The 22,813-nt window shown below is 68.2% G+C and carries 20 protein-coding genes; 14 read left to right on the forward strand and 6 right to left on the reverse strand.

All coding sequences use genetic code 11. The features are described from left to right. Nucleotides 1-134 precede the first annotated feature (134 nt). The 7 genes from HD841_RS04830 (at nucleotide 135) to HD841_RS04860 (ending at nucleotide 13,759) form a co-directional block, all read left to right on the forward strand. Nucleotides 135-3,284, forward strand: coding sequence for a TonB-dependent receptor (locus HD841_RS04830; protein WP_179507705.1), 3,150 nt, complete (start codon nucleotides 135-137; stop codon nucleotides 3,282-3,284). 68 nt (nucleotides 3,285-3,352) lie between these two features. Next, nucleotides 3,353-4,927: a GH39 family glycosyl hydrolase gene (locus HD841_RS04835; protein ID WP_179507706.1), complete on the forward strand. Its 1,575-nt coding sequence runs from the start codon at nucleotides 3,353-3,355 to the stop codon at nucleotides 4,925-4,927. Between the two features lie 17 nt (nucleotides 4,928-4,944). Then, entirely contained in the window at nucleotides 4,945-7,221 is a 2,277-nt protein-coding gene (locus HD841_RS04840) for a WD40/YVTN/BNR-like repeat-containing protein (RefSeq protein ID WP_257015238.1), read from the forward strand. A 62-nt stretch (nucleotides 7,222-7,283) separates the two neighbouring features. Continuing rightward, nucleotides 7,284-8,084 (forward strand): SDR family oxidoreductase, encoded by an 801-nt coding sequence (locus tag HD841_RS04845; RefSeq protein ID WP_179507707.1) that lies wholly within the window; start codon nucleotides 7,284-7,286, stop codon nucleotides 8,082-8,084. Then, complete coding sequence (locus HD841_RS04850; protein ID WP_179507708.1) at nucleotides 8,077-9,900, forward strand: glycoside hydrolase family 15 protein; 1,824 nt, start codon at nucleotides 8,077-8,079, stop codon at nucleotides 9,898-9,900. The genes HD841_RS04845 and HD841_RS04850 overlap by 8 nt, the downstream gene beginning before the upstream one ends. Nucleotides 9,901-10,304: 404 nt before the next feature. Beyond that, nucleotides 10,305-12,401: a TonB-dependent receptor gene (locus HD841_RS04855; RefSeq protein WP_179507709.1), complete on the forward strand. Its 2,097-nt coding sequence runs from the start codon at nucleotides 10,305-10,307 to the stop codon at nucleotides 12,399-12,401. 104 nt (nucleotides 12,402-12,505) lie between these two features. Then, the gene (locus tag HD841_RS04860; RefSeq protein ID WP_218845363.1) at nucleotides 12,506-13,759 is read left to right on the forward strand and encodes a S1 family peptidase; all 1,254 of its coding nucleotides are present in this window, start codon (nucleotides 12,506-12,508) and stop codon (nucleotides 13,757-13,759) included. On the opposite strand, the gene HD841_RS04865 is transcribed toward HD841_RS04860, so the two are convergent. Beyond that, complete coding sequence (locus HD841_RS04865; protein WP_179506859.1) at nucleotides 13,749-13,907, reverse strand: hypothetical protein; 159 nt, start codon at nucleotides 13,905-13,907, stop codon at nucleotides 13,749-13,751. The genes HD841_RS04860 and HD841_RS04865 overlap by 11 nt on opposite strands. Before the next feature lie 68 nt (nucleotides 13,908-13,975). Between HD841_RS04865 and HD841_RS04870 the strand changes: the two genes are divergently transcribed. Both HD841_RS04870 and HD841_RS04875 read left to right on the forward strand, forming a co-directional pair. Beyond that, a complete protein-coding gene (locus HD841_RS04870) occupies nucleotides 13,976-16,642 on the forward strand; it encodes a bifunctional [glutamine synthetase] adenylyltransferase/[glutamine synthetase]-adenylyl-L-tyrosine phosphorylase (RefSeq protein WP_257015239.1) in 2,667 nt (888 codons plus the stop codon). Continuing rightward, nucleotides 16,635-17,099, forward strand: coding sequence for a peroxiredoxin (locus HD841_RS04875; protein ID WP_179507711.1), 465 nt, complete (start codon nucleotides 16,635-16,637; stop codon nucleotides 17,097-17,099). Before HD841_RS04870 ends, HD841_RS04875 begins: the two co-directional genes overlap by 8 nt. A 41-nt stretch (nucleotides 17,100-17,140) precedes the next feature. Here the strand turns inward: HD841_RS04875 and HD841_RS04880 are convergent, their stop codons facing one another. After that, nucleotides 17,141-17,626 carry a hypothetical protein gene (locus tag HD841_RS04880; protein WP_179507712.1) on the reverse strand — a complete coding sequence of 162 codons (486 nt, stop codon included), beginning with the start codon at nucleotides 17,624-17,626 and terminating at the stop codon, nucleotides 17,141-17,143. A 101-nt stretch (nucleotides 17,627-17,727) separates the two neighbouring features. Here HD841_RS04880 and HD841_RS04885 point away from each other — a divergent pair, with 101 nt between their 5' ends. From HD841_RS04885 to HD841_RS04905, 5 genes are all read left to right on the forward strand, one after another. After that, nucleotides 17,728-18,996, forward strand: coding sequence for a multidrug effflux MFS transporter (locus HD841_RS04885; protein WP_179507713.1), 1,269 nt, complete (start codon nucleotides 17,728-17,730; stop codon nucleotides 18,994-18,996). A 63-nt stretch (nucleotides 18,997-19,059) separates the two neighbouring features. Next, a complete protein-coding gene (locus HD841_RS04890) occupies nucleotides 19,060-19,401 on the forward strand; it encodes a DNA primase (RefSeq protein WP_179507714.1) in 342 nt (113 codons plus the stop codon). A gap of 93 nt (nucleotides 19,402-19,494) precedes the next feature. Then, the gene (locus tag HD841_RS04895) at nucleotides 19,495-19,722 is read left to right on the forward strand and encodes a hypothetical protein (RefSeq protein ID WP_179507715.1); all 228 of its coding nucleotides are present in this window, start codon (nucleotides 19,495-19,497) and stop codon (nucleotides 19,720-19,722) included. Between the two features lie 266 nt (nucleotides 19,723-19,988). Continuing rightward, complete coding sequence (locus HD841_RS04900; RefSeq protein ID WP_179507716.1) at nucleotides 19,989-20,642, forward strand: outer membrane protein; 654 nt, start codon at nucleotides 19,989-19,991, stop codon at nucleotides 20,640-20,642. Between the two features lie 105 nt (nucleotides 20,643-20,747). Continuing rightward, nucleotides 20,748-21,083 (forward strand): HNH endonuclease, encoded by a 336-nt coding sequence (locus HD841_RS04905; protein WP_257015241.1) that lies wholly within the window; start codon nucleotides 20,748-20,750, stop codon nucleotides 21,081-21,083. 287 nt (nucleotides 21,084-21,370) lie between these two features. Here HD841_RS04905 and HD841_RS04910 read toward each other — a convergent pair whose 3' ends face one another. From HD841_RS04910 to HD841_RS20580, 4 genes are all read right to left on the reverse strand, one after another. Beyond that, the gene (locus HD841_RS04910; RefSeq protein WP_179507717.1) at nucleotides 21,371-21,565 is read right to left on the reverse strand and encodes a hypothetical protein; all 195 of its coding nucleotides are present in this window, start codon (nucleotides 21,563-21,565) and stop codon (nucleotides 21,371-21,373) included. 34 nt (nucleotides 21,566-21,599) lie between these two features. Then, nucleotides 21,600-21,863: a DUF2442 domain-containing protein gene (locus HD841_RS04915; protein WP_179507718.1), complete on the reverse strand. Its 264-nt coding sequence runs from the start codon at nucleotides 21,861-21,863 to the stop codon at nucleotides 21,600-21,602. After that, complete coding sequence (locus HD841_RS04920) at nucleotides 21,856-22,125, reverse strand: DUF4160 domain-containing protein (RefSeq protein WP_179507719.1); 270 nt, start codon at nucleotides 22,123-22,125, stop codon at nucleotides 21,856-21,858. The genes HD841_RS04915 and HD841_RS04920 overlap by 8 nt, the downstream gene beginning before the upstream one ends. 113 nt (nucleotides 22,126-22,238) lie before the next feature. Then, complete coding sequence (locus tag HD841_RS20580; protein WP_218845453.1) at nucleotides 22,239-22,811, reverse strand: hypothetical protein; 573 nt, start codon at nucleotides 22,809-22,811, stop codon at nucleotides 22,239-22,241. Nucleotides 22,812-22,813 lie beyond the last annotated feature (2 nt).

Raw genomic sequence — 22,813 nt, forward strand, 5'->3', positions numbered from 1 at the left:
GGTGTCGTGTCCCAAAATGGCAATTGCTGCTGATAAGCTGATCCACTAATGAAATTGATAACGCTGTCATAAGGCGTGAATTCAGATTTTAGCGTCGGTTAGGCGCCGGAGAGGGTTTGGGGATGACATACATTGTGAGCACGGACGGTCGCCGTCCGGCATTCAACGCCGCACTGCGAGCCGGCGTGTCCGGGCTCGTGCTGGGGATGATCGCCGTGTCGTCGCCCGCCGCAGCGGCCGGCTTCGGTCAGGCCGACACCAGCGCCATTCCCCAGACCACCGGTCAGGCCGCGACCACTGCCGGCGACCAGACCAGCACCCAGCCCGCCGCCGCGTCCGCCGACCAGCCGGGCGGTGACGAGATCGTCGTCACCGGCCGCCGCGCCGCGTTGCAGGCCGCCGACGAGCGCAAGCGCCGCAGCGAGACGATCATCGATTCGGTCGTTGCCGACGAGGCGGGCAAGCTGCCCGACAACAGCATCACCGAAGTGCTCCAGCGCGTGTCGGGCGTGTCGATCGTGCGGTTCGCCGCACTGGGCGATCCCGATCACTTCTCGGTCCAGGGTTCGGGCGTGCAGGTCCGCGGTCTGACCGGCGTCGCCTCGCGCCTCAACGGCCGTGAGATCTTCAGCGCCAACAACGGCCGCGCGATCCTGTGGAGCGACGTCACGCCCGAGCTGATGGCCGCGGTCGACGTCTACAAGGCGTCCACCGCCGACCTGATCGAGGGCGGCACCGGCGGCCAGATCGACCTGCGCACCAAGATGCCGTTCGATTTCAACGGCAAGTTCCACATGGCCGCGACCGGCGAGCTCGGCATGGGCGACATGGCGCAGAAGGCCGATCCCGTCGCCTCGGTACTGGCCACCAAGACGTTCGATACGCCGATCGGCAAGATCGGCGTGCTCGCCGACGTCGCCTACAGCCAGTTCAGCTCGCTGTCGCAGTTCATCCGCACCGAGCCCTATTTCAAGCAGAACATCGGCGGTAAGGATTACTATATCCCCGGCGGCTTCACTTATGGCGACGAGGCGTTCCAGTATCGCCGCTACGGCATTTATGGCGCGGTGCAGTGGGCGCCGACCGACGACCTGACGTTCAGCGGCACCTTCTTCCAGTCGCGCTACAAGAGCCAGTCGAGCGATTTCGGCGCGCAGGTCCAGTCGCAGGCGCTGGCGGTCGATCCGGCGAGCAGCAGCTTCGACAACAATGGTCTGCTGACCAAGACGGACCGGTTGTTCACCCGCGACACGTCGAGCCTGCTGCCCAACAACAACACGATCAACAGCGGCGGCAACAAGGGATTCGTCGACAGCAACACGCGGACCCGCGATTATTCGCTGGCCTTCAACTATGTGCCGACCGACGGCCATCTGTCGCTGAAGGGCGCGTTGCAGCGCGTTGATTCGCGCCAGATCTACGATCGACTCGACATCTTCCGTGACGTCAGCTTCGGCACCGGCTTCGGCATGGACCTGACCGGGGACCTGCCGCGGATCACCGTGTCGCCCGAGACGCAGGCGGGATTCGCCAATCCGGCCAACTATTTCTGGTCGGCGTCGATGCCGCACAACGAGCGCAACAAGGGGCGACTCGACTCGGCCAACCTCGACGCCGAATATTCGTTCGACGACAGTTTCCTGAAGGCGATCAAGGTCGGCGCGCGTGCGGCGAAGCGGACCGAGCGCGACCTGTCCAACGGCTATAATTGGAGCGCGCTGGGCCGCGGCTGGAACGGTGATCCGCAGTTGACCTATGCGAACGCCGCGCCGGGCGACACGACCTTCCACGCCTTCAAGGACTTCTTCCGCGGCGAGACGACGCTGCCGGGCAATCTGATGTTCGCGAGCAAGGATCTGGCGGAGCGCTTTGCCGCGAACCGGAGCGGTCTGGTGGCGTCGCCGCCGGCGGGCTTCTGTGGACCTGCCACGATTGACGATGACAACAATCCGGCGACGGACAACGTCGCCAACCCGCAGTGGAGCAATTGTTCGTCGTCGGGTCTGCTGCCCGCCGGCAGCGGTTACGGGGGCGGCTCGGCAATCAGCCGTCCTGCCGGCTTCGTGCTGCCGGGTGACCAGGTCAACAACAAGACGATCACCAAGGCGGCCTATGCGCTGGCGCGCTTCGGTCGTCCGGACGGCGGCGTCTCGGGCAATGTCGGCGTGCGCGTCGTCAACATCCAGAACGAGGGCAGCGGCTTTATCCAGCAGAACGCCAATACGTTCATCCGCAACGGCCAGACCCAAACGCTGGGGCAGACGTTCCTCGCCCGCGGCGGCAAGGCGGAATTCACCCGCTGGCTGCCGTCGATCAACGTCGATTATGCGCCCAACGCCAAGATCAAGATCCGCGGCGGCTACAACGTCACAATGGATCTGCCGACCTTCAATGCACTGCGCGCGTCCGGCAGCATCGGTGTGGCGACGACCAGCAACCCCGGCAACGTCGACGGTGGCAGCAGCCTGCCGAATTTCTTCACCAACTTCACGGCTGACACGGGCAATCCGCTGCTCAAGCCGACCATGTCGAACAACTTCGATCTGTCGTTCGAATATTATGCGCGCCCCGGCACCGCCTTCCACGTGGCGCCCTTCTACAAGCGGCTGACCGATCTGCCGATCTATTCGCTGACCCAGCGCCAGGTCACCGTGGTATACATCGACGGCACCAGCGAAAACGTCAGCGCGGCAGCGACCGACTATATCAACGCCACCAAGGCGGCGACGGTGAAGGGCGTTGAGGTCGGCGGCCGTGCCTTCCTCGACATGCTGCCCGGCGTGCTCAGCGGTCTCGGGTTCGAGGCGAACTATACGTTCATCGACAGCAAGAACCCGGGCGATCTGTATCGCGACATCAATGGCGTCACCCGCAGCGATGCGCCGCTGATCGGCCTGTCGAAGCACAACGCCAACGTGACCCTGCTCTACGAAAAGCAGGCCGTGTCGTTCCGCGTCGCTTACTCGTGGCGCTCGCGTTACCTGCAGACGACCAACAGCAACGGGACCAACCCGACCTACACCTATTACGCGGCACCGGCGACGCCGGCCAATGGGCAGGCGATCCAGATCGCGCTGCCGGTCTATGGCGATGCCTATGGTACGGTCGATGGCGGTGCGCGGTTCAAGGTCACCGACAATTTCTCGTTCGGTGTCCAGTTCACCAACATCCTCGGCGCGACGCAGCGGACGCTGATGGGCGGCTACCCCGGCGGCAAGCTGTACGGACGGAGCTGGTTCCAGAGCGATCGCCGTATCTCGACCGGGATCAGCCTCGCTTTCTAGTCGACCAAACGCCCCGCGCGCCGACCGGCGGGCGGGGCGTCTGCCATTTCCAGACCCGAAGGACTGCCATGACGACGCTCCCGTTCCGTTTCGGCGCTGGTGCGCTGCTCTGTCTTGCCGCCGCAGCGTCGGCGGCGCCGGCACCCGCGCCGGTGCGGGCGATCGACGTCGATGTGGCGCGTGCGGGTGCGCCGATCGATCGCGCCTTCGACCTGTCCGTGGGATCGGATTATGCCGGCACGCTGATCCGCCCGGACAGCCTCGGCCAGCTCGACACGGCGGTGCGCGAACTCGGTTTCCGCTACGTGCGCTTCCACGACATCTTTTCTGATGCGCTCGGCACGGTGACGATGCGCGACGGCAAGGTCGTCTACGACTGGACGAAGATCGACCAGCTCTACGATGCGCTGCTCGCGCGCAGGATCAAGCCGTTCGTCGAACTGGGCTTCACGCCGGACGCGCTCAAGACGTCGAACCAGACGATCTTCTACTGGAAGGGCAATACCTCGCACCCGCAGGCCGAGGGCTGGGCGAAGCTGATCGACGCCTATGTCCGCCACCTGCGCCAGCGTTATGGCGCGGCGGAGGTGCGCAGCTGGTATTTCGAAGTGTGGAACGAGCCCAACCTCGCCGGCTTCTGGGAAAAAGCCGACAAAGCGGCCTATCTCAGCCTCTATGAATCGAGCGCGCGGGCGATCAAGGCGATCGACCCGGCGCTGCGTGTCGGCGGCCCGGCGACCGCGGGCGCGGACTGGGTGCCTGACCTGCTCGACTATGCCGCGGCGCGCAAGGTGCCGATCGATTTCGTCTCGACGCACACCTATGGGGTCGACGGCGGCTTCCTCGACGAGCGGGGCGAGGACGACAATCGCCTGTCGACCAATCCCGATGCGATCGTCGGCGACGTCCGCCGCGTGCGCGCGCAGATCGACGCGTCGAAATTCCCCGGCCTGCCGCTGTTCTTCACCGAATGGAGCGCGAGCTACAATCCGCGCGATCCGGTCCACGATTCCTATGTCAGCGCGCCCTATATCCTGACCAAGCTGCGCGCCACGCGCGGTCTTGCGCAGGGCATGAGCTATTGGACCTATAGCGACCTGTTCGAGGAAGCCGGGCCGCCGCCGACGCCGTTCCATGGCGGCTTCGGGCTGATGAACCGCGAGGGCATCCGCAAGCCGGCGTGGTTCGCGTACAAATATCTGCACGCGCTGCACGGGCCGGAGATCGCGCTGGGCGATGCGCAGGCGCTGGCGACCACCGAGGGCGGGCGCACCAACGTGCTGGTGTGGAACTGGCAGCAGCCCAAGCAGACGCTGAGCAACCGGCCGTTCTTTACCAAGCTGCTGCCCGCGACGCCGGCCGCGGCGGCGGAGCTGCGCCTGACGCATCTGGCGCCGGGGCGGTATCGGGTGGCGGTCCGCCGGACCGGCTATCAGAAGAACGACGCGCATTCGCGCTATCTCGCAATGGGGTCGCCCAAGACGCTGACGCCCGCGCAGATCGCGGAATTGCAGGCGCTCACCACCGACACGCCGGAGATCACGCGCGTCGTCCAGGTCCGGCGGGACGGCGGCTATACGCTGCGGCTGTCGATGCGCAGCAACGACGTGGTGCTGGCGACGCTGGAACCGATGGCGCGCTGATCGAGAGGGTTGCAGCGATGATCAATCCCCGTCCGTTCGTGCTGAGCTTGTCGAAGCACCGTGAGACTCAGGCCCTTCGACAGGCTCAGGGCAAACGGAGGCGGTTTTGGCCTACGCTGCCGATCGTGCTGGCCGCGCTCGCCATGCCCGCGGCATCCCCCGCACAGCAGGCGGCGACCCCCTATCGCTGGACCAACGTCACCGTCGGGGCGGGGGGCTATGCGCCCAATATCGTGTTCAGCCCGGTCGAGCGCGATCTCGCCTATCTGCGCACCGACATGGGCGGTGCCTATCGCTGGGATGCCTGGCTGGCGCGCTGGCTGCCGTTGCAGGATGGCAACGACGTGTCCAGCTACATGGGGATCGAGAGCATCGCGCCCGATCCGGTCGACGCGGCGGTCGTCTATATGGCGGCGGGAATGAATGCCGGCGCGCCGGCGGCGATCCTGCGCTCGGGCGACCGGGGGCGGACGTGGCGGGTGGTGCCGATGCCGTTCGCGATGGGCGGCAACGAGCCGGGGCGGGGTCTCGGCGAACGGCTCGCGATCGACCCCAACGATCATCGGCGGCTGTTCTTCGGCTCGCGCCATGACGGCCTGTGGCAGAGCCGCGACGCCGGCCTGCACTGGACGAAGGTCGCGGGCTTCCCGCATCGCGGGCTGGGCCGGCCGGAGCGGCGGAGCAGCCATGGCGGCGTGTCCTTCGTCGCGATCGATCCGACCAGTGGCCGGGTGGGGACGGGCTCGCAGCGACTGTGGGCGGGGATCGCCGATCCGGGCGGACCGTCGCTCTATCGTTCCGACGACGGCGGCGCGCATTGGACTGCGGTGGCGGGGCCGAAGTTGCTGGCGGCGAAGGGCGTGATCGATGCGCGCGGCGTGCTGTGGGTCGGTTTCGCCAGCGATATCGGGCCGAGCGACGTGAAGACCGGCGCGGTCTGGCGCTTCGATCCCCGTGGTGCCGGCCGCGACGTCACGCCGCCGGCGTGGCGCGCGAGCGGGGCGGAGGGTGGCTTCCTCGGCGTCGCCGTGGCGCGGTCTGCACCCGGCACCGTCGCGGTGTCGACGATCGACCGCTATCGCGCCGGCGATTCGCTGTGGCTGAGCCGCGACGATGGCGCACGCTGGGACGACATCGGTGCGCGCAGCCGCCGCGACGTTTCGGCGACGCCCTTCCTCCTCCACGAAGGCAAGGGCGCCGACTTCGGCCATTGGATTTCCGGCCTCGCGATCGATCCGTTCGACGCGGGGCATATCGCCTATACCACCGGCGCCACCGTCTATGCGGCGCAGCGCCTGCCGGCGCGCGGCACGGTCGACTGGGCGCCGTGGGTGCGCGGCATCGAGCAGACCGCGGTCATCACGCTGATCGCGCCGACCGGTGGCGCGCCGGTGGTGTCGGGGTTCGGCGATCTCGCCGGCTTCGTCCACGACGATCTCGATCGCTCGCCGCAGCCGACGTTCGCCAATCCCTATCTCTCCAACACCAACATGCTCGATTATGCCGGCAAGGCGCCGAACGTGATCGTGCGCAGCGGCAGCCTGTATCTCGACCGGCCGCGCGAAGCGAGCCTGGCGCGCTCGGAGGACGGCGGGCGGCACTGGACGCCACTGCGCCTGCCGCCGCAGGGCAATCCGCCGGCACGCGACGATCTCAACGGCGAGACGCCGGTCACCGTCTCGGCGGACGGCGGCACGATGATCGTCGCCGCGCGCGAGCCGCAGCGGAGCCGCGACGGCGGTCGCAGCTGGCAGCCGGTGCACGGCCTGCCGCCGCGGACGCGCGCGGTGTCCGACAAGGCCGATGCGGCGATCTTCTACGCGGTCGATGCCGCCGCCGGCCGGTTGCTGGTGTCGCGTGACGCGGGCATGCGCTTCTTGCCGGTGGCCGGCCGCGGCCTGCCGGCCGACCTGCGTGCCGCGCAGGCGCGCAATCGGGAATCGCAGAGCGCGCTGGTCGCCGCGCCCGAGGCCGCCGGACGGCTGTGGCTGCAGGTCGGCACCGCGCTGTTCCGCAGCGAGGACGGCGGCGTCAGCTTCGTGCCGGCGAGCGGCGGGCTGTCGGTCGAGCTGTTCGGCCTGGGCAAGGGCGCGGTGTTCGCGATCGGCAGCCAGAGCGGCGTGCGCGGCATCTGGCGGTCGACCGACCGCGGTGCGTCGTGGCGGCGGATCGACGATGCGGCGCATCGCTGGGGCGGGCGCTACCGCGTCGTCGCCGGCGATCCGCGCCGCGCCGGCCGCGTCTATGTCGGCACCGACGGACGTGGGCTGTTCTACGGCGATCCGATCGGCTGACACGCATCTCCTGGCCCGCTCGACCGTTCAGCAGCGATCGACAAGCCATTGGAGATCAGCCCTTGTCTGCCCTTGAAGGTCATACCGCCATCGTCACCGGCGCCAGTTCGGGGATCGGCCATGCCGTCGCGGCGGGGCTTGCCGAGGCTGGCGCCGCGGTCGTCGTCAACTATCGCTCCGACGAGGAGAGCGCCGAGGAACTCGCGACGCGCATCACCGACGGCGGCGGCAGGGCGATCGCGGTCCAGGCGGACGTGTCGCAGGAGCAGGACGTCACCCGCCTGTTCGACACCGCGGCAGAGGCGTTCGGGCGGATCGACGTGCTCGTCTCCAATTCGGGCGTGCAGAAAGACGCGCCGGTCGCCGACCTGACGCTGAAGGACTGGAACACGGTCATCGACATCAACCTGACCGGCCAGTTCCTGTGCGCACGCGAGGCGATCCGGCGCTTCCGGTCGCAACCCAGGGACGGCCGTCCCGCCCGCAGCGCCGGTACGATCATCGCGATGAGTTCGGTGCACGAGCTGATCCCCTGGGCGGGCCACGTCAATTATGCGGCGGCCAAGGGCGGGCTGCGGATGCTGACCCGCACGCTGGCGCAGGAGGTGGCGGGCGACGGCATCCGCATCAACGCGATCGCGCCGGGCGCCATCCGCACGCCGATCAACAAGGAGGCGTGGGACAGCGACGAGGCGCTGGCCAAATTGCTGCGGCTGATCCCCTATGGCCGGATCGGCGAACCCGAGGATGTCGCGCGTGCCGCGGTGTGGCTCGCCTCCGACGCGGCGGATTACGTCACCGGCACCACTTTGTTCGTCGATGGCGGCATGTCGCTCTACCCAGAATTCCGCGACAATGGATGACGCCGGCGTCGCGCCGCTACGGCGCATCGGCGATCACGGCATCATCGGCGACATGGAAACCGCGGCGCTGGTCGCGGCGGACGGGACGATCGACTATCTGTGCTGGCCGTCGCTCGACAGCCCGAGCGTGTTCGCCGAGCTGCTCGATGCCGACGGCGGCGGGGCCTTCGCGATCCGGCCGGCGCTCGACGCGCCGCGCGTGCTGCAAATCTACGTCCCCGATACCAATGTGCTGACCACGCGCTGGATGGCGGCGGCCGGCAGCGTTGAGATCGTCGACATGATGCCGCATCCCGATGCGCGCGTGCACCCGGAACGCCGGGCGCGCTGCCTGATCCGCCGGGTCACCGTGACCCGCGGCACCGTCGCCTTCACGGCGCATTGCCGGCCGCGCTTCGATTATGCGCGCGAGGTGCCGCAGGCGGCGGCGGCGGACGAGGGCGTGCGCTTCACCGGACGCGACCTGACGCTGCGGCTCTATGCGTCGGTACCGTTGACCTGTGGCGACGGCGTCGCCGGGGCGAACTTTACGCTGAGCCGTGGCGAGAGCGCGTGGTTCGTGCTCGGCGAGGACGCGCTGCGTCGGCCCGACGAGGCGAGCGTCGACGCCGAGATCGCCGCCACGACGGCGGCATGGCGGCGCTGGCTGTCGCGGGCGAGCTACCGCGGGCGCTGGCGCGAGGAGGTGCTGCGGTCGGCGCTGGCGCTGAAGCTGCTGACCTCCAACCGGCACGGCTCGATCGCGGCGGCGGCGACCTTCTCGCTGCCCGAGGCGGTCGGGGCGGGGCGCAACTGGGATTATCGCGCGACCTGGATCCGCGACGCCTCGTTCACCGTCTACGCCTTCATGCGCCTCGGCTTCATCGACGAGGCCGAGCATTTCCGCGACTGGGCGAGCCAGCGGGTGATGGCCGCCGACCGCGATAATCCGATCCGCATCATGTATGCGATCGACGGATCGGAAGCGGCGGACGAGCAGGAACTGCCGCATCTCGCGGGCTATGCCGACAGCCGGCCGGTGCGGATCGGCAATGGCGCTCATGCGCAGAGCCAGCTCGATATCTTCGGCGAGCTGATGGACAGCGTCTACCTCTCCAACAAATATGGCGCGGCGATCGACCATGCCGGCTGGCAGCACGTGCGCGGCATGATCGACTATGTCATCGCCAACTGGCAGAAGCCCGACGCAGGGATCTGGGAGATGCGCTCGGCGCCGCGCCACTTCCTCCATTCGCGGCTGATGTGCTGGGTGGCGCTCGATCGTGCGATCCGGCTGGCGAAGAAGCGCTCGCTGCCCGCGCCTTTGGTCGCCTGGGCCGAGGCGCGTGACGCGATCGTCGAGGATATTTGGAGCAACTTCCGCCACCCCGAGCACGGCTATTTCGTCCAGGACCGCGGCGGCACCGAACTCGATGCGGCGGTGCTGATGATGCCGTTGGTTCGGTTCGTCTCGTCGACCGATCCGGTCTGGCTCAAGACGCTCGATGCGATCGGCGAGCATCTGCGCGACGACGGCCTCGTCTACCGCTATCGCAACGCCGACGGGCTGGAGGGGACGGAGGGCGCCTTCACCACCTGTACCTTCTGGTACGCCGAATGCCTCGCCCGCGCCGGCCGGCTCGACGAGGCGCAGATGACCCTCGCCAAGGGCATCGCCTATGCCAATCCGCTCGGCCTGTTCTCGGAAGAGCTCGATCTGCGCGGCGATCCGATCGGCAATTTCCCGCAGGCGTTGACCCATCTCGCCTTCATCAGCGCCGCCTATTTCACCGACCGCCGGCTCGATCCCTCCTACCGGCCCAACTGGCAGCCGTAAGCTAGGCGGGATCGGCATTCAGCCACATTCCCCCCCCCCGGCGGGGGAGGAGCTTTCTTCGGCTGGCTATTGCTTATGGTTGCGGTGATGAGGTTCGATCGGCGTCCTGCTCGTATCCATCACCCCGGGCTCATTCCGGGGTCCACCGGGCCGCAAGGGAACGGTGTCAAATCAAGCCGTTCTCCTCGCCGCAGGGTGAACCCCGAAACCAGTCCGGGGTGACGGGGTGGACGGGAAGGCGGCGAACCCAACCGAACATCGACAGGCGATAGACCGCTCTGGCGGGACAGGCGTTTTCTCCGAAGCTTGAATGTCGATCCGGCCTTAGGATCATTGCGGACATACTTTACGGCTCTCTCCATTCATACTAATGCGAACCACTAGCATTAGAACAGGGGGAAGCTATGTCCGTTCACGCAGTTGGCGCGCGGATCGCCGTTGCCGTCACGCTCGCCTGCGCGCTCGTCGCGCCGGCCGTCGCGCAGAGCCGGCAGGACGAGCACGACGATCGTGACGAGATCATCGTCAACGGCATGCGCCAGGGCTATGCGCCGAGCGATACCGGCCTGGCCAAGATCCCGGTGCCGTTGCGCGACATCCCGCAGTCGATCGCCGTGGTCAGCGCGCCGGTGCTGCTCGACCAGCGCGCGCTGTCGTTGCAGGACGCGCTCAAGAACGTGCCGGGGGTGAGCTTCGCGGCGGGGGACGGCCAGCGCGATCAGGTCAACATCCGCGGCTTCACCGCGATCGCCGACCAGTTCGTCAACGGCTTCCGCGACGACGCCCTCTACTTCCGCGACCTGTCGAACACCGAGCGGGTCGAGGTGGTGAAGGGGCCGGCGGCGGTGCTGTACGGGCGCGGCTCGTCGGGCGGGCTGGTCAACCGGGTGCTCAAGCGGCCCGATGTCGATGTCACCGCGGCGACGCTGTCGGTCGGCGCCTTCGCCAGCCGCCGCGGCGAATGGGATGTCGGCCGGTTCGACCCGAAGAGCGGCGTCGGATTTCGCCTGACCGGCGCGGTGGAGGATGACGACAGCTTCCGCGACCAGCAGTTCCTGCGCCGCGTCACGGTCGCGCCGTCGCTGCTGTTCGGCGCGGGCGGCGACACGACGCTGTATGTCGAGGCGGATGCGTTGCGCGACAAGCGGCTGATGGACCTGGGTATTCCGGCGATCGCGGGGCGGCCGGTCGATGTCGCGCGGTCGACCTATTATGGCGCCGCGAATGCGCGCGACGTGGATACCGCGGAAAGCCGGGTCTATTCGCAGACCGCGATCCTGACGCACCGCCTGTCGGACGCGCTGAGCTTCCGCGACGGCTTCCGCCACTACGACTACAGGCTGCTGCGCAACAGCACCTTGCCCTCGGCGGTCGATGCGGTGGCGGGGACGGTGACGCTCCAGCACGGCCGGCTCAACCGCGACGAGGAGGGCTGGTCCAATCAGGCCGAACTGACCCAGCATGTCCGCTTCGCCGGGGTCGATCACGTGCTGCTCTATGGCTTCGAGATCGCGCGGCAGGTGAAGGGCGCGGATACCTTCGCCTCGGCAAAGGTCGCGGTGACGTCGCTGCTGCGGCCCGTGCTGCCGGTGGTCGACCAGACGAAGTTCACCGCGATCAGCAACAGCAGCGTCAGCGTGTTCGACACGCGCGGCCTCTACGCGCAGGATTTCGCCGACCTCGGCCACGGCTTCAAGGCCTTGGTCGGGGTGCGGCATGACTGGTTCATCCAGACGACCGATCAGCGTCTGCCGGTCGCGGCCAGACTGGCGCGGACCGATCGCAGCTGGAGCCCGCGCGCCGGCCTCGTCTACCAGCCCGACGCGGCGCAATCCTATTACCTCTCCTGGAGCCGCAGTTTCCAGCCGTCGGCCGAGACGTTCGCGCTCGCTGCCAACAACGCCGACATCGCGCCCGAACAGACCACCAACAAGGAAGTCGGCGCCAAATACACGCTGCTCGGCGGGCGGCTGAACCTGCAGGCGGCGGCGTTCATCCTGCGCCGGACCGGCATCAAGGGCGCCGACCCGCTCGTGCCGACCAAGCTCGTCTCGGTCGGGACGCAGCGGACGCGGGGCGTCGAACTGTCGGGCCAGCTGTCGCTGCCCTCCGGCTTCCAGGCGATCGCCGGTTATGCCTATCTCGATGCGGAGGTGACCGCCTCGTCGCGGCCGGAGCTCGCCGGCAAGGGCGCGACGATCACGCCGCGTCATGCCGCCAACGGCTTCGTCACCAAGACGTTCGCGGGACGCGTCGGCCTCGGCGGCGGCGTCAACTACGTTGGCGACCGCTGGGCGGACCCCGCCAACACGACGGTGCTGCCGCATTATGTCACCTTCGATGCGGTCGGCTGGGTCGTCGCCGGGCCGGTGCGGCTCCAGCTCAATGCCTATAACCTTGGCAACGCCCGCTATATCGTCGCGGGCCACGGAACGTCCGCGCTGCTCAACCTGCCGGGGGCGCCGCGCTCCATCCTGGGGACGGCGCGGCTCAATTTCTGATCGATCGCCGCTCTACGCGAGAATCCATTCATCGACGGGCCAGTTTGCCGCGGTAGAAGGGTCGCGTGGGGCGGTGTCTTCGGGTCTTGCTATGGGCGTGCGTGGTGGGGGCGAGCGGTCCCGCGGCGGCGCAGTCGCTCGTCGCCCCGCCACCGATAGTTTCCCCGACGATTACCACGTCGCCTACCGTCACCGCGCCGCCCCTTCAGTCGATCGACGCGGCGCGGGCGCAGGATGCTGCCGCTGTCGCCGACCGGCTGGGCGTCCCGGTCGAGGAAGCGATCCGCCACCTTTGGCTGCAAGAGGCAACCGTCCCGATCACCGATGCGATCGCCGAGAGCTTTGCCGACCGGCTGACGGGCATCGCGATCGAGCATCGACCCGATTTCCACATCGTCGTGACGCTGACCGGCGCGCTCGCCGAGCCCGAACGGATCATCGACATCGACGGCACGCCGGTGCACGTGACGTTCCGCGCCGGCGCGCCAGTCAGTCATACCGGGCTGATGCAGGCGATCACCGCCTATCAGGCGGCGATCCGCGCCAGCCTCATCGCGCCGCCGGGTCTCGGCATCGACCAGCGCAGCGGCGAACTGGTCGCCGTCGTCTCCGGTCGCGACGTAGCGCGCGAGGGGGCCGGGCCGCTCGCCGAGCGGCTGGCGGCGCTGACGCACGTGCCGGTGCGGCTGCGCGTCGTCGATCAGCCGGCGCTCGATATGGGCGGCATCCAGGGCGGAGCGCGGGTGGTCGGGCAGGTGCCGGGCGATACGCATCGCTATCTGTGCACCGCCGGCTTCGTCGTCACCGACGGGAGCCGCACCGGGCTCGCCACCGCCGCGCACTGCCCGGACGAGCTGAGCGGCCGGGACGCCGAGGGGCACGAGCAGGCGTTGCCGTTCGTCGGGCAATGGGGCTGGGGGCATCAGGACGTGCAGATCAATGCCAGCGCGACCGCGCTCGCGCCGCTGTTCTTCGCCGACACCGCCAAGACGGTCAGCCGGCCGGTCACCGGCGCCCGCGGCCGTGCCGGCGTGCGGGCGGGTGACGTCGTGTGCCATCGCGGCGAACGGACCGGCTATAGTTGCTCGCAGGTCGAACTGACCGACTTCGCTCCGGCCGGCGACCTGTGCGGCGGCGCCTGCCTGCCGACCTGGACGACCGTGGCGGGGCCGGTGTGCAAGAGCGGCGACAGCGGCAGCCCCGTGTTCCTCGGCGACACCGCTTATGGCATCCTCAAGGGCGGCAGCTATCGGTCGGACGGCAGCTGCGCGTTCTATTTCTATATGTCGACGGATTATCTGCCGAGCGGCTGGCGTCTGCTGACTGCCGGTCCGCCCCTACCAGCGCCTAGTGAGTGACGCGGTTCAGCCGGTTGAGCAGCGCCTGAAGATCCTCGGGCATCGGCGTTTCGCCGAATACGCCGCGCAGCGCATGGCCGAGCGGGTCCGCCGGACGCGGGATACGGACGACATAGTCGCCGTTGCGGCCCTTCCCAGATGTGTGCACGGCGGTATTCATGATGGCTAGAACGTTCGTCCGGCAGAAACGTTGCGCCGATCATGAAGGATAAGCCGATGCCGCCGATCGTCACCGATGCGCTCGATCGTGCCCGGGCGCATGCTCCCTTTCTCGCGCTACTGATCGACCGGGAGCCGGTGCTGGCGGAACGGCTGGCGGCGGGGCAGTTCGACCTGGCCTATACCACCGCGACGCCCGACATGCCGATCGCGCGGCAATTGCGGCTCGACCGGCGCGCATTGGCGCTGAGCGTCGCGATCGGCGACCTCGCCGGCGTGCTCGACCTCACCGGGGTGACGCAGGCGCTGAGCGATTTCGCCGATCGTGCGCTCGACCGGGCGATCCGCGCGGCGATCGAGGAGCGGACCCCCGGTGCCGAGCCGCGCGGCTTTGCGGCGATCGCGCTCGGCAAGCAGGGCAGCCGCGAGCTCAATTATTCCTCCGACATCGATCCGATCCTGATCTTCGATCCGCGTACGCTGCCGCATCGCGCGCGCGAGGAGCCCGAAGAGGCGGCGGTGCGCATCGCCAAGCGCGTGGTCGAGCTGCTCCAGGCGCGCGATGGCGACGGTTATGTGCTGCGCGTCGACCTGCGGCTGCGGCCGTCGCCCGAGGCAACGCCGATCGCGCTGCCGGTCGACGGGGCGATCGGCTATTATGAATCGCAGGCGCTGACCTGGGAGCGGGCGGCGTTCATCCGGGCGCGGGCGGCGGCGGGGGACCTCGCGCTCGGCCGCTATTTCCTCGATGCGATACGGCCCTTCGTCTGGCGGCGCGGGCTCGACTTCGGCGCGATCGGCGAAATCCGCGACCTGTCGCGGCGGATTCGCGATCATTATGCCAGCGGCCAGGCGTTCGGCCCCGGCTACGACCTCAAGCGCGGGCGCGGCGGCATCCGCGAGGCGGAGTTCTTCGCGCAGATCCACCAGCTGATCCATGGCGGCCGCGATCCGGCGCTGCGGGCACCGGCGACCCGCGACGCGCTGGCGCGGCTCGCCGAGGCGGGCTGGATCGGCGTGGACGAGGCGGCGGCGCTGACCGGCTCCTACACGCTGTTGCGCACGATCGAACATCGCGTCCAGATGATCGACGATCGGCAGACGCATAGCCTGCCGACCGGCGCGGCGCTGGATACGGTCGCACGGCTGCACGGGGTCGACGACGGCGATGTATTGATCGCGCTGCTACGCGGGCCGGTCGAGCAAGCCGGGCGGATCTACGATGCACTGGACGACGGGCGGGGATCGGAGTTTCCGCACGATCCGCAGGCGCTGGCCGAGCGGCTGCACGCGGCGGGCTTTGCCGATGGCGAGGCGGCGGCGGCGCGGATCGCCGGCTGGCGCGCGGGCCGCTACCCGGCGCTGCGCAGCCCCGCGGCGCGCGCGGCGCTGGAAGCGGTGCTGCCGGTGCTGATGCCGGCGCTCGCCGGCGCGCCCGATCCCGCCGCGGCGCTGCTGCGGCTCGACGTGCTGCTCGAACGGCTGGCGAGCGCGATCAACATCCTGCGTCTGCTCGAGGCGCGGCCCGGTCTCGCGGCGCTGCTCGCGACGATCCTCAGCCATGCCGCGCCGCTCGCCGACGCGCTGGCGACGCGGCCCGAGCTGATCGACTGGCTGATCGATCCCGGCGCGTTCGAGCCGCTCGGCGATGTCGCGACACTCGCCGCCGAGATGAAGCGCGGCGAGGGGCGCGATTATCAGGCGCTGCTCGACCATGTCCGCCGCATCGTCGGCGAGAAGCGGTTCGCGCTCGGTTCGCAGGTGGTGGCGGGCGCCGCCGATCCGCTCGACGCGGCGGCAGGCTATTCCCGGCTCGCCGAGGCGGCGATCGAGGTGCTCGCCGAGGCGACGATCGCCGAATTCGCGCAGGCGCACGGCCGGGTGCCGGACAGCGAGTTGCTGATCCTCGCCTTCGGGCGGCTCGGGGGCTGCGCGCTGACCCATGCCAGCGACCTCGACCTCGTCTATCTCTTCACCGGCGACTTCAACGCCGAATCCGACGGCGCCAAGCCGCTGGGCGCGACGCTCTATTACAATCGGCTGGCGCAGCGGGTGACCGCGGCGCTGTCGGTGCCGACCGCGGCGGGGCCGCTCTATCCGGTCGACACGCGGCTGCGGCCATCGGGGACGCAGGGGCCGCTGGTCGTGTCGCTCGACTCCTTCGCCCGCTATCAGCGCGAGGAGGCATGGACCTGGGAGCATATGGCGCTGACCCGCGCACGGCCGGTGTTCGGATCGGCCGCCGGGCGCGCGGCGGCGGCGGCGGTGATCGCCGACGTGCTCGGGGGCGCGCGGCCCGAGCGTGACCTTGCCGGCGAGGCGGTGGCGATGCGCGCCGAGATGGCGCGGCACAAGCCGCCGACCGGGCCGCTCGATGCCAAGTTGCTGCCCGGCGGGCTGGTCGATCTGGAATTCACCGTCCATCTCGCGCAGCTCTGTCACCGCACCGGCTTCGATCCGCATCTCGGCACCGCAATCGCGGCGCTGGTCGCGGCGGGACTGTTGCCGGGCGGACTGGCGGCGGCGAACGACCTGCTGACCCGTCTGCTCGTCGTGCTGCGGCTCGTCGCGCCTGATGCGGCCGAGCCGCCGCCGGCGACCCGCGATCTGATCGCGCGCGCGCTGCGCCTCGACGGCTGGGACGCGGTGCTTGCCGCGCTGACCGCGACGCGGCAGGAGGTCGAGGCGGCCTGGGCCCGCACGACAGGAGGCAGACATGGATGACGGCGCGACGATCCCGGCGGTGACGGTGACCGCCCCCGATGGCTCGCCCATGGCGCTGGCGGATGTGCCGCTGCCGGCGGTGATCTATTTCTATCCCAAGGACGATACCACCGGGTGCACGCGGGAGGCGCAGGACTTTTCGGCGCTGTCGGAGGCGTTCGCCGCCGCGGGGGTGAGCGTCCTCGGGATCAGCAAGGACCCGCCCGCCAAACACGCCAAGTTCATCGCCAAATATGGCCTCACCGTTGGGCTGGCGAGCGACGAGGACGGCAGCGCCTGCGACGCCTTCGGCACGTGGGGCGAGAAGCAGATGTACGGCAAGACCTATATGGGGATCGAGCGGGCGACCTTCCTGTTCGGTGCCGACGGGCGGCTCGCTAAGGCGTGGCGCAAGGTCAAGGTGCCCGGTCATGCCGAAGCGGTGCTGGCCGCGGCGCGGGAGAAGGGCGCAACGTAACTCTACCCCCGCCAAGCGGACATGATGGGCTGACGGGGGCGTCAGCCGCCTACGGTGATCGTGCCCTTCGCCCGTTCGCCGTCATTGGCGAGGTCGAGGCGGAAGGGCTGGTCCTCGTCGGTAGTGCCGCTGAGGCCCTGGCCGTTCTGCTTCACCGTGAAGCCCGCCTTGCCGAGCCGTTCCTGGAACCAGCCGCGGACCCGATCGGCGGAGGCGGGGCTGGTGAAGCGCACGCGCAGGTTGCCCGCCTCTTCCTTGCCGGCGACGTCGACCGCCTCGATCGTCGAGCCGGGGTAGAGGTGGACGCCGTTGAGGTCGAAGTTGGTCGCGTCGAGCTGAATCTTGGGCAGCTTGATCTGGCCGGAGAGGCCGGGGAGGTCGATCTTCATCTGCCCCGACTTCGCATCGACCGCGCCGCGCACGTTGCCGCCGTCGGCGTTGATCGACACCGACGTGCCTTCGCCCGAACGATCGCAGGCGGTGAGCGGCAGCGCGAGCAGGGCGGCGCAGAGCAGCAGGCGGGTCATGGCGGGCCTCGTGTATTGATCAGGCAATACACGTAGGCGCTCCGCCACGGCCGATCAAGCGGGGTTCCGATGGCGGGCGCTTGCGCGTAGGAGGCGCCATCGTGACACGTTCATCCCACACCCCCGCGCCGGCGCTCGTCGGCGCTTCCCCGAGCGTTGCGGCCGAGCCGGCCGGCGCGCCGATCGGCTTCGTCGAGTTCGTCGCGCTGGTCGCGGCGCTGATGTCGCTCGCCGCGCTCGGCATCGATTCGATGCTGCCGGCGCTGCCCGCGATCGGGCGGTCGCTGGGCATCGCCACCGAGAACCAGCGCCAGTTCATCGTCACCGCCTTCGTCCTCGGCTTCGGCATCGCGCAGCTCGCGCATGGGCCGCTCGCCGACCGGTTCGGGCGGCGGACGGTGCTGCTGTGGGCGATCGGCGGCTATGTCATCGCCAATATCGCCTGTGCGGTGTCGGCGAGCTTTCCGCTGCTGCTCGCCGCGCGCGTGTTCGGCGGCGCGATGGTCGCCGCGACGCGCGTCGCCACGGTCGCGATGGTGCGCGACTGCTATCACGGCCGGCCGATGGCGCGGGTCATGTCGATCGCGTTCATGGTGTTCATGATCGTTCCCGTGCTCGCCCCCGCCTTCGGCCAGACGGTGCTGTTGTTCGCCAATTGGCGCGGCATCTTCTGGGTCGTCGCCGGGCTGAGCCTGGTGATCTGGACCTGGTTCTTCATCCGCATGCCCGAAACGCTCCACGTCGATGCGCAGCAGCCGCTGTCGGTGCGGCGCGTCGCGGGCGGCTGGAAGCAGACGCTGAGCGATCGCTGGTCGCTCGGCTATACGCTCGCCTCGACCTCGCTGATGGGCGCGCTCTACGGCTATCTCAATTCCGTCCAGCAGATCATGTTCGACACGTTCGAGCACCCGCAGCTGCTCGCGGTGATGTTCGCGGTGACCGCGGGGCTGATGGCGGCGGCAAACCTGACCAACGCGCGGCTGGTAATGCGGCTCGGCACGCGGCTGATCAGCCATAGCGCGGTGACGATGCTGGTCGTGCTGAGCGCGATCCACCTCGCCATCGCGCTCGCCGGCTATGAGACGTTGGTCGGCTTCGTCATCCTCCAGGCGCTGACCATGGGCTGTTTCGGCCTCGCCACCTCCAATTTCTCGTCGATGGCGATGGAGAATATGGGCGGCATCGCCGGCACCGCGTCGAGCGTCCAGGGCTTCACCAGCGTCACCTTCGGCGCGCTGATCGGCCTGGTCATCGGCCAGGCGTTCGACGGCAGCACCGCGCCGCTCGCCGCCGGCTTCCTGATCTGCGGCGTCATCGCGCTGAGCGTCGTCGCGATCACCGAGCGCGGCCGGCTGTTCCGCCCCGCCTGAGCGATGCCGCGGAACCGCCGCTGCCTCCCCGCCGTTCGCACCGGGTAACACGAGGAGGTTGTGATGGGTGGACATCAGGTCACGGGTCATGGGTCGGGCGACGACGGCTATGACGAAGAAGGCTATGACGAGAGCCAGCGCGCCGAGATCCTGGAGGCGACGCGCAACGGCCCCAGCGACGGGCTGGTGCTGACCGACCTCAACCCCGACCTCGGCGACGATGACGAGGAAGAGGAATCGATCGACGAACTCGACATGGATTCGGAGGAGGTCGGCGAGAGCGACCCGACCGTCGACATGGACGAGGACGATATCGACGAGGATGACGCCCAGGACGATTTCGACGCCGGCACGACGTCCGACGAGGATGTCGACGACGCCGACGACGTGGCGCTGCGACCCTGAACCAGCCCGGCATCGTGCCACCCCCGGCCTGACCGGGGTGGAACGATGCCCGCGGGGCGGCGTTGGCCGCCCCCCTGACTGACGGACCTGTTGATGCGTAACCTGCTGTGCCTGCCATGGGCGATGAGCCTGGCCGCCTGTTCGGGGCCGGTGACCGAAGAGCCGGCCAATGCGGTCGACGTCGAAGCGGCGGCCTCGCGAGCGCAATCCGACATCGCCAATTACGCCGCCGGGACTGGCCATCGCACGACGCGCGCCACCAGCAAGCCGGCGCCGCTGCCGAGCGCCGCGCTGCCCAAGGTTGCCCCCGGCGTACGCTAAGCATCCCCTGACACGCTGCCGTTCCGCACCGGCGAACGGCCCCCTGCATACCCCGTCCGCCGCCTTGCCCGGCCGTCCGCCGACGGTACCGAGAGGGCGTTCATCCGGGTGACAGGAACTGTGGCGCGAAAGCCACACGGTCGAACGTTCCCGCCAAAAGTGACTTCGCATTGCAACAAAGGTCCAAAATCGCAGTTTGAACGGACCTGGGCTGAACGACGATACGTCGTCGTCGCCCGAGTTGAGGCAACACAAGGTAAACACACATGCGTAAGCTCGCCCTCGCGGCCGCCGTTGCGGCAGCGTCCTTCGCCGTCCCCGCCTTCGCGCAGGACATGTCGACCACCGGCACGACCGACACCGCCGTCGCCACCGACGCGCAGGTCGACACCGCGCCCCAGGCTCCGGACGGCACGCGCGCTTTCGGCATCGAGCCGTACGTCGCCGTGATGGGCGGCTGGGAGCAGTTCGACCGCCAGGCCGTTGCCGGCATCCCCGCGCAGCCCAAGGGCTACAACCTCGACGGCGCGCTGATCGAAGGCATCGTCGGCTTCAACGTGCCGCTCGGCCCGGTGTTCGTCGGCGCCGAGGGTTCGGTCGCCAAGGGCGTGTCGGGTGACATCGACTGGCAGTATGGCGCATACGGCCGCTTCGGCTTCCGCGCCGGCGACAGCGGCCTGTTCTACGGCAAGGTCGGCTACCGCTGGAACAACTTCGACAAGTTCGCTCCGGGCGTCGCTGGCGACCTGAACCGCGACTATCACGCGACCGTCTATGGCATCGGCGCCGAAGTCGGCCCGAAGGACATCGGCCTCGGCGGCCTGACCGGCAATTCGGGCCTGCGCCTGCGTATGGAGGTTTCGACCTTCGACGACGCGCACAGCTTCCGCCCGATGGCGGGTGTGGTCGCACACTTCTAATCGTTCGCACGAACGGTTCGATGGGGGCGGGTCTGCTACGGCAGGCCCGCCCTTTTTCGTTGTACCGCCGGTGATTGCCGGCCCGTCCCTGCCTATATCGGTACCATGGTCGGACGGGTGAAGCGCAGGGCGGGACTGGCGGAGGCCGCGGCCCGCGCCGCACGCGAGACGGCGCCGCCGCCGTGCCCGATCTGCGGCCGGCCGCTCGGCAGCAAGGTGGAATGGCACCACCTCGTCCCCAAGTCCGAAGGCGGGCGCGTCACCGCCGCGGTCCATCCGATCTGCCACCGCACCGTCCATGCGCTGATCCCCAATGCCGAGCTGGCGCGGACCTATGCCGATCCGGCGGCGCTCGCCGCGCATCCGGGGATTGCGCGCTTCGCCCGCTGGATCGCCGACAAGCCCGCCGACTTCCACGCGCCGACGCGACGCGGGCGCTGAGCCGGTTGCGTGACCGTCCAAGCGGTTGGACGCCGGACATCGACAAGATGGACACCTTGATCGGAACGATTGCCTGCCATCGCTTCGGTGTCTGCACCGCTGGCAAAGAGCGTCGCGCCGTCAAAGGCTCGCAACCGGCGTGGACGGGAGCCTAGCGGGCGACGACGCGTGTAGGACAGCGCGGATCGGCGGGGCGAGCTTGTTGGCGTGTTGTGAGGGGCTTGGCGGCGTGACGGGCGAGGGCCGAGCGATCGCGATTCAACGGCGGCGCGGGAGCCCCGCGCGACTCAGCCGCCGATCAGATTGGCGACGATGGCGAGGTCGGCGGCATTGGCGACCTCGCCCGAGGCGTCGGTGATCGCGGCGTTGCCGTCGGTACCGTCCGACGCCGAGCCGGCATAATCGACCGCCGCCCAGACGATCCCCCCGGCCCAGAGCAGCGCCGCCCAGCGGCTGCGGAAGATGCGCGGTGAGGGAAGCATGGGCGGAGTTTAAGGCGGTGGGATTGCGGTAGGGTTAAGCTGCCGGCCTGATGAGCGCTCCGGCCTCGGCGAGACGCCGGTGCAGGCTCGTCGCCGATAGCTCGAAACCATTGGGCCAAGCCAATGCGCCTGCTTCGATGAAGGCCCGTGCGAAGAAATTGGGGTCGGCGAGCGGCCTGGTCATGATCGTGTCACGCGCGATCAGCTCGGCAGCGGACCAATTGGCGCTGCTCCCGTCGGAAAAGGCGAGCGACAGGGTCGCCGGGCCGATGATGGCGATATCGATGAGTTTAATCATCAAGGTCCGCTCCTGCGATCATCTCAAGCGGCTGAAGGTCTACGCCGCGCTGCCAGTTTGCCATAAGCTCCGCCTGATGGTCTAGCGCCCATTGCCGGACGATACGAGCAGCTTTGCGGGGCAGGCTGCCCTCGGTGATCTCGCCATCGGCGATCCGCACGAACGCTTCAAAGCCCTGATAGCTTGCGTGGAAATGCGGTGGCGGGTGATCGTCGAAATACATGCGGATCACGATGCCGAAGAAGAGCGATATGACGGGCATATAATCGCGAGCCTGGTCTTCAGTGGTAACGCTGCCGATCCAATAAGTTGGTTGGCAGTATTTGCCGTCAGCGTCGTTTTGGAGGGGGCGGAGGCATAGAGGGCGCTGCTGATTTATTCGCCTGTCCCCCGTCGTTGAACCTGCCGGGCGGCGACGGCGGCGGTGGGGGCGGTGGCGGAGGTGGGGGCGGTGGCGGAGGTGTTTTTGACATCACTCTTTCCTTTTGTTTCGAGTAGTCCAAAGATGGCGAGGCATAGTAGCGCCACGAGAAAAGACAGGAACGCCCCGATCTGGGTCAGTTTTACAAATTTATTCGATTTAGCATCTGTGAATGAATCTATGTACTTCCCATAATAATCTTCAAGGATCTTTTGTTGTTCGTTGTATGCCGCGGATGAGAAAAAGTTTTCCAATAGTCCGCAAATAATTGCTATACTAAGTGACGATAATGATATCGAAAATACTATTTTTGATGATGCTGAAAGGCTTAATTTCGACTGTGTGATGAATCCAGCCATCAACGCGATTAAAGCCGAGGACAGCTGGATTATAGTTTTGATTAAGTTGTCTTGAGCATCTCGTTGAGCGGCGATGAGGACGGTCCGCTCCGCCATCATCGTCTTGTAACACTCATTCTCGTCGCAATCGTCCAACGGGTGAGGAGTGATTATTTGCCGCTCAATCATGC

Source organism: Sphingomonas melonis (assembly GCF_013409985.1).
In the GTDB taxonomy this organism is placed as follows: Bacteria; Pseudomonadota; Alphaproteobacteria; order Sphingomonadales; family Sphingomonadaceae; genus Sphingomonas; species Sphingomonas melonis_A.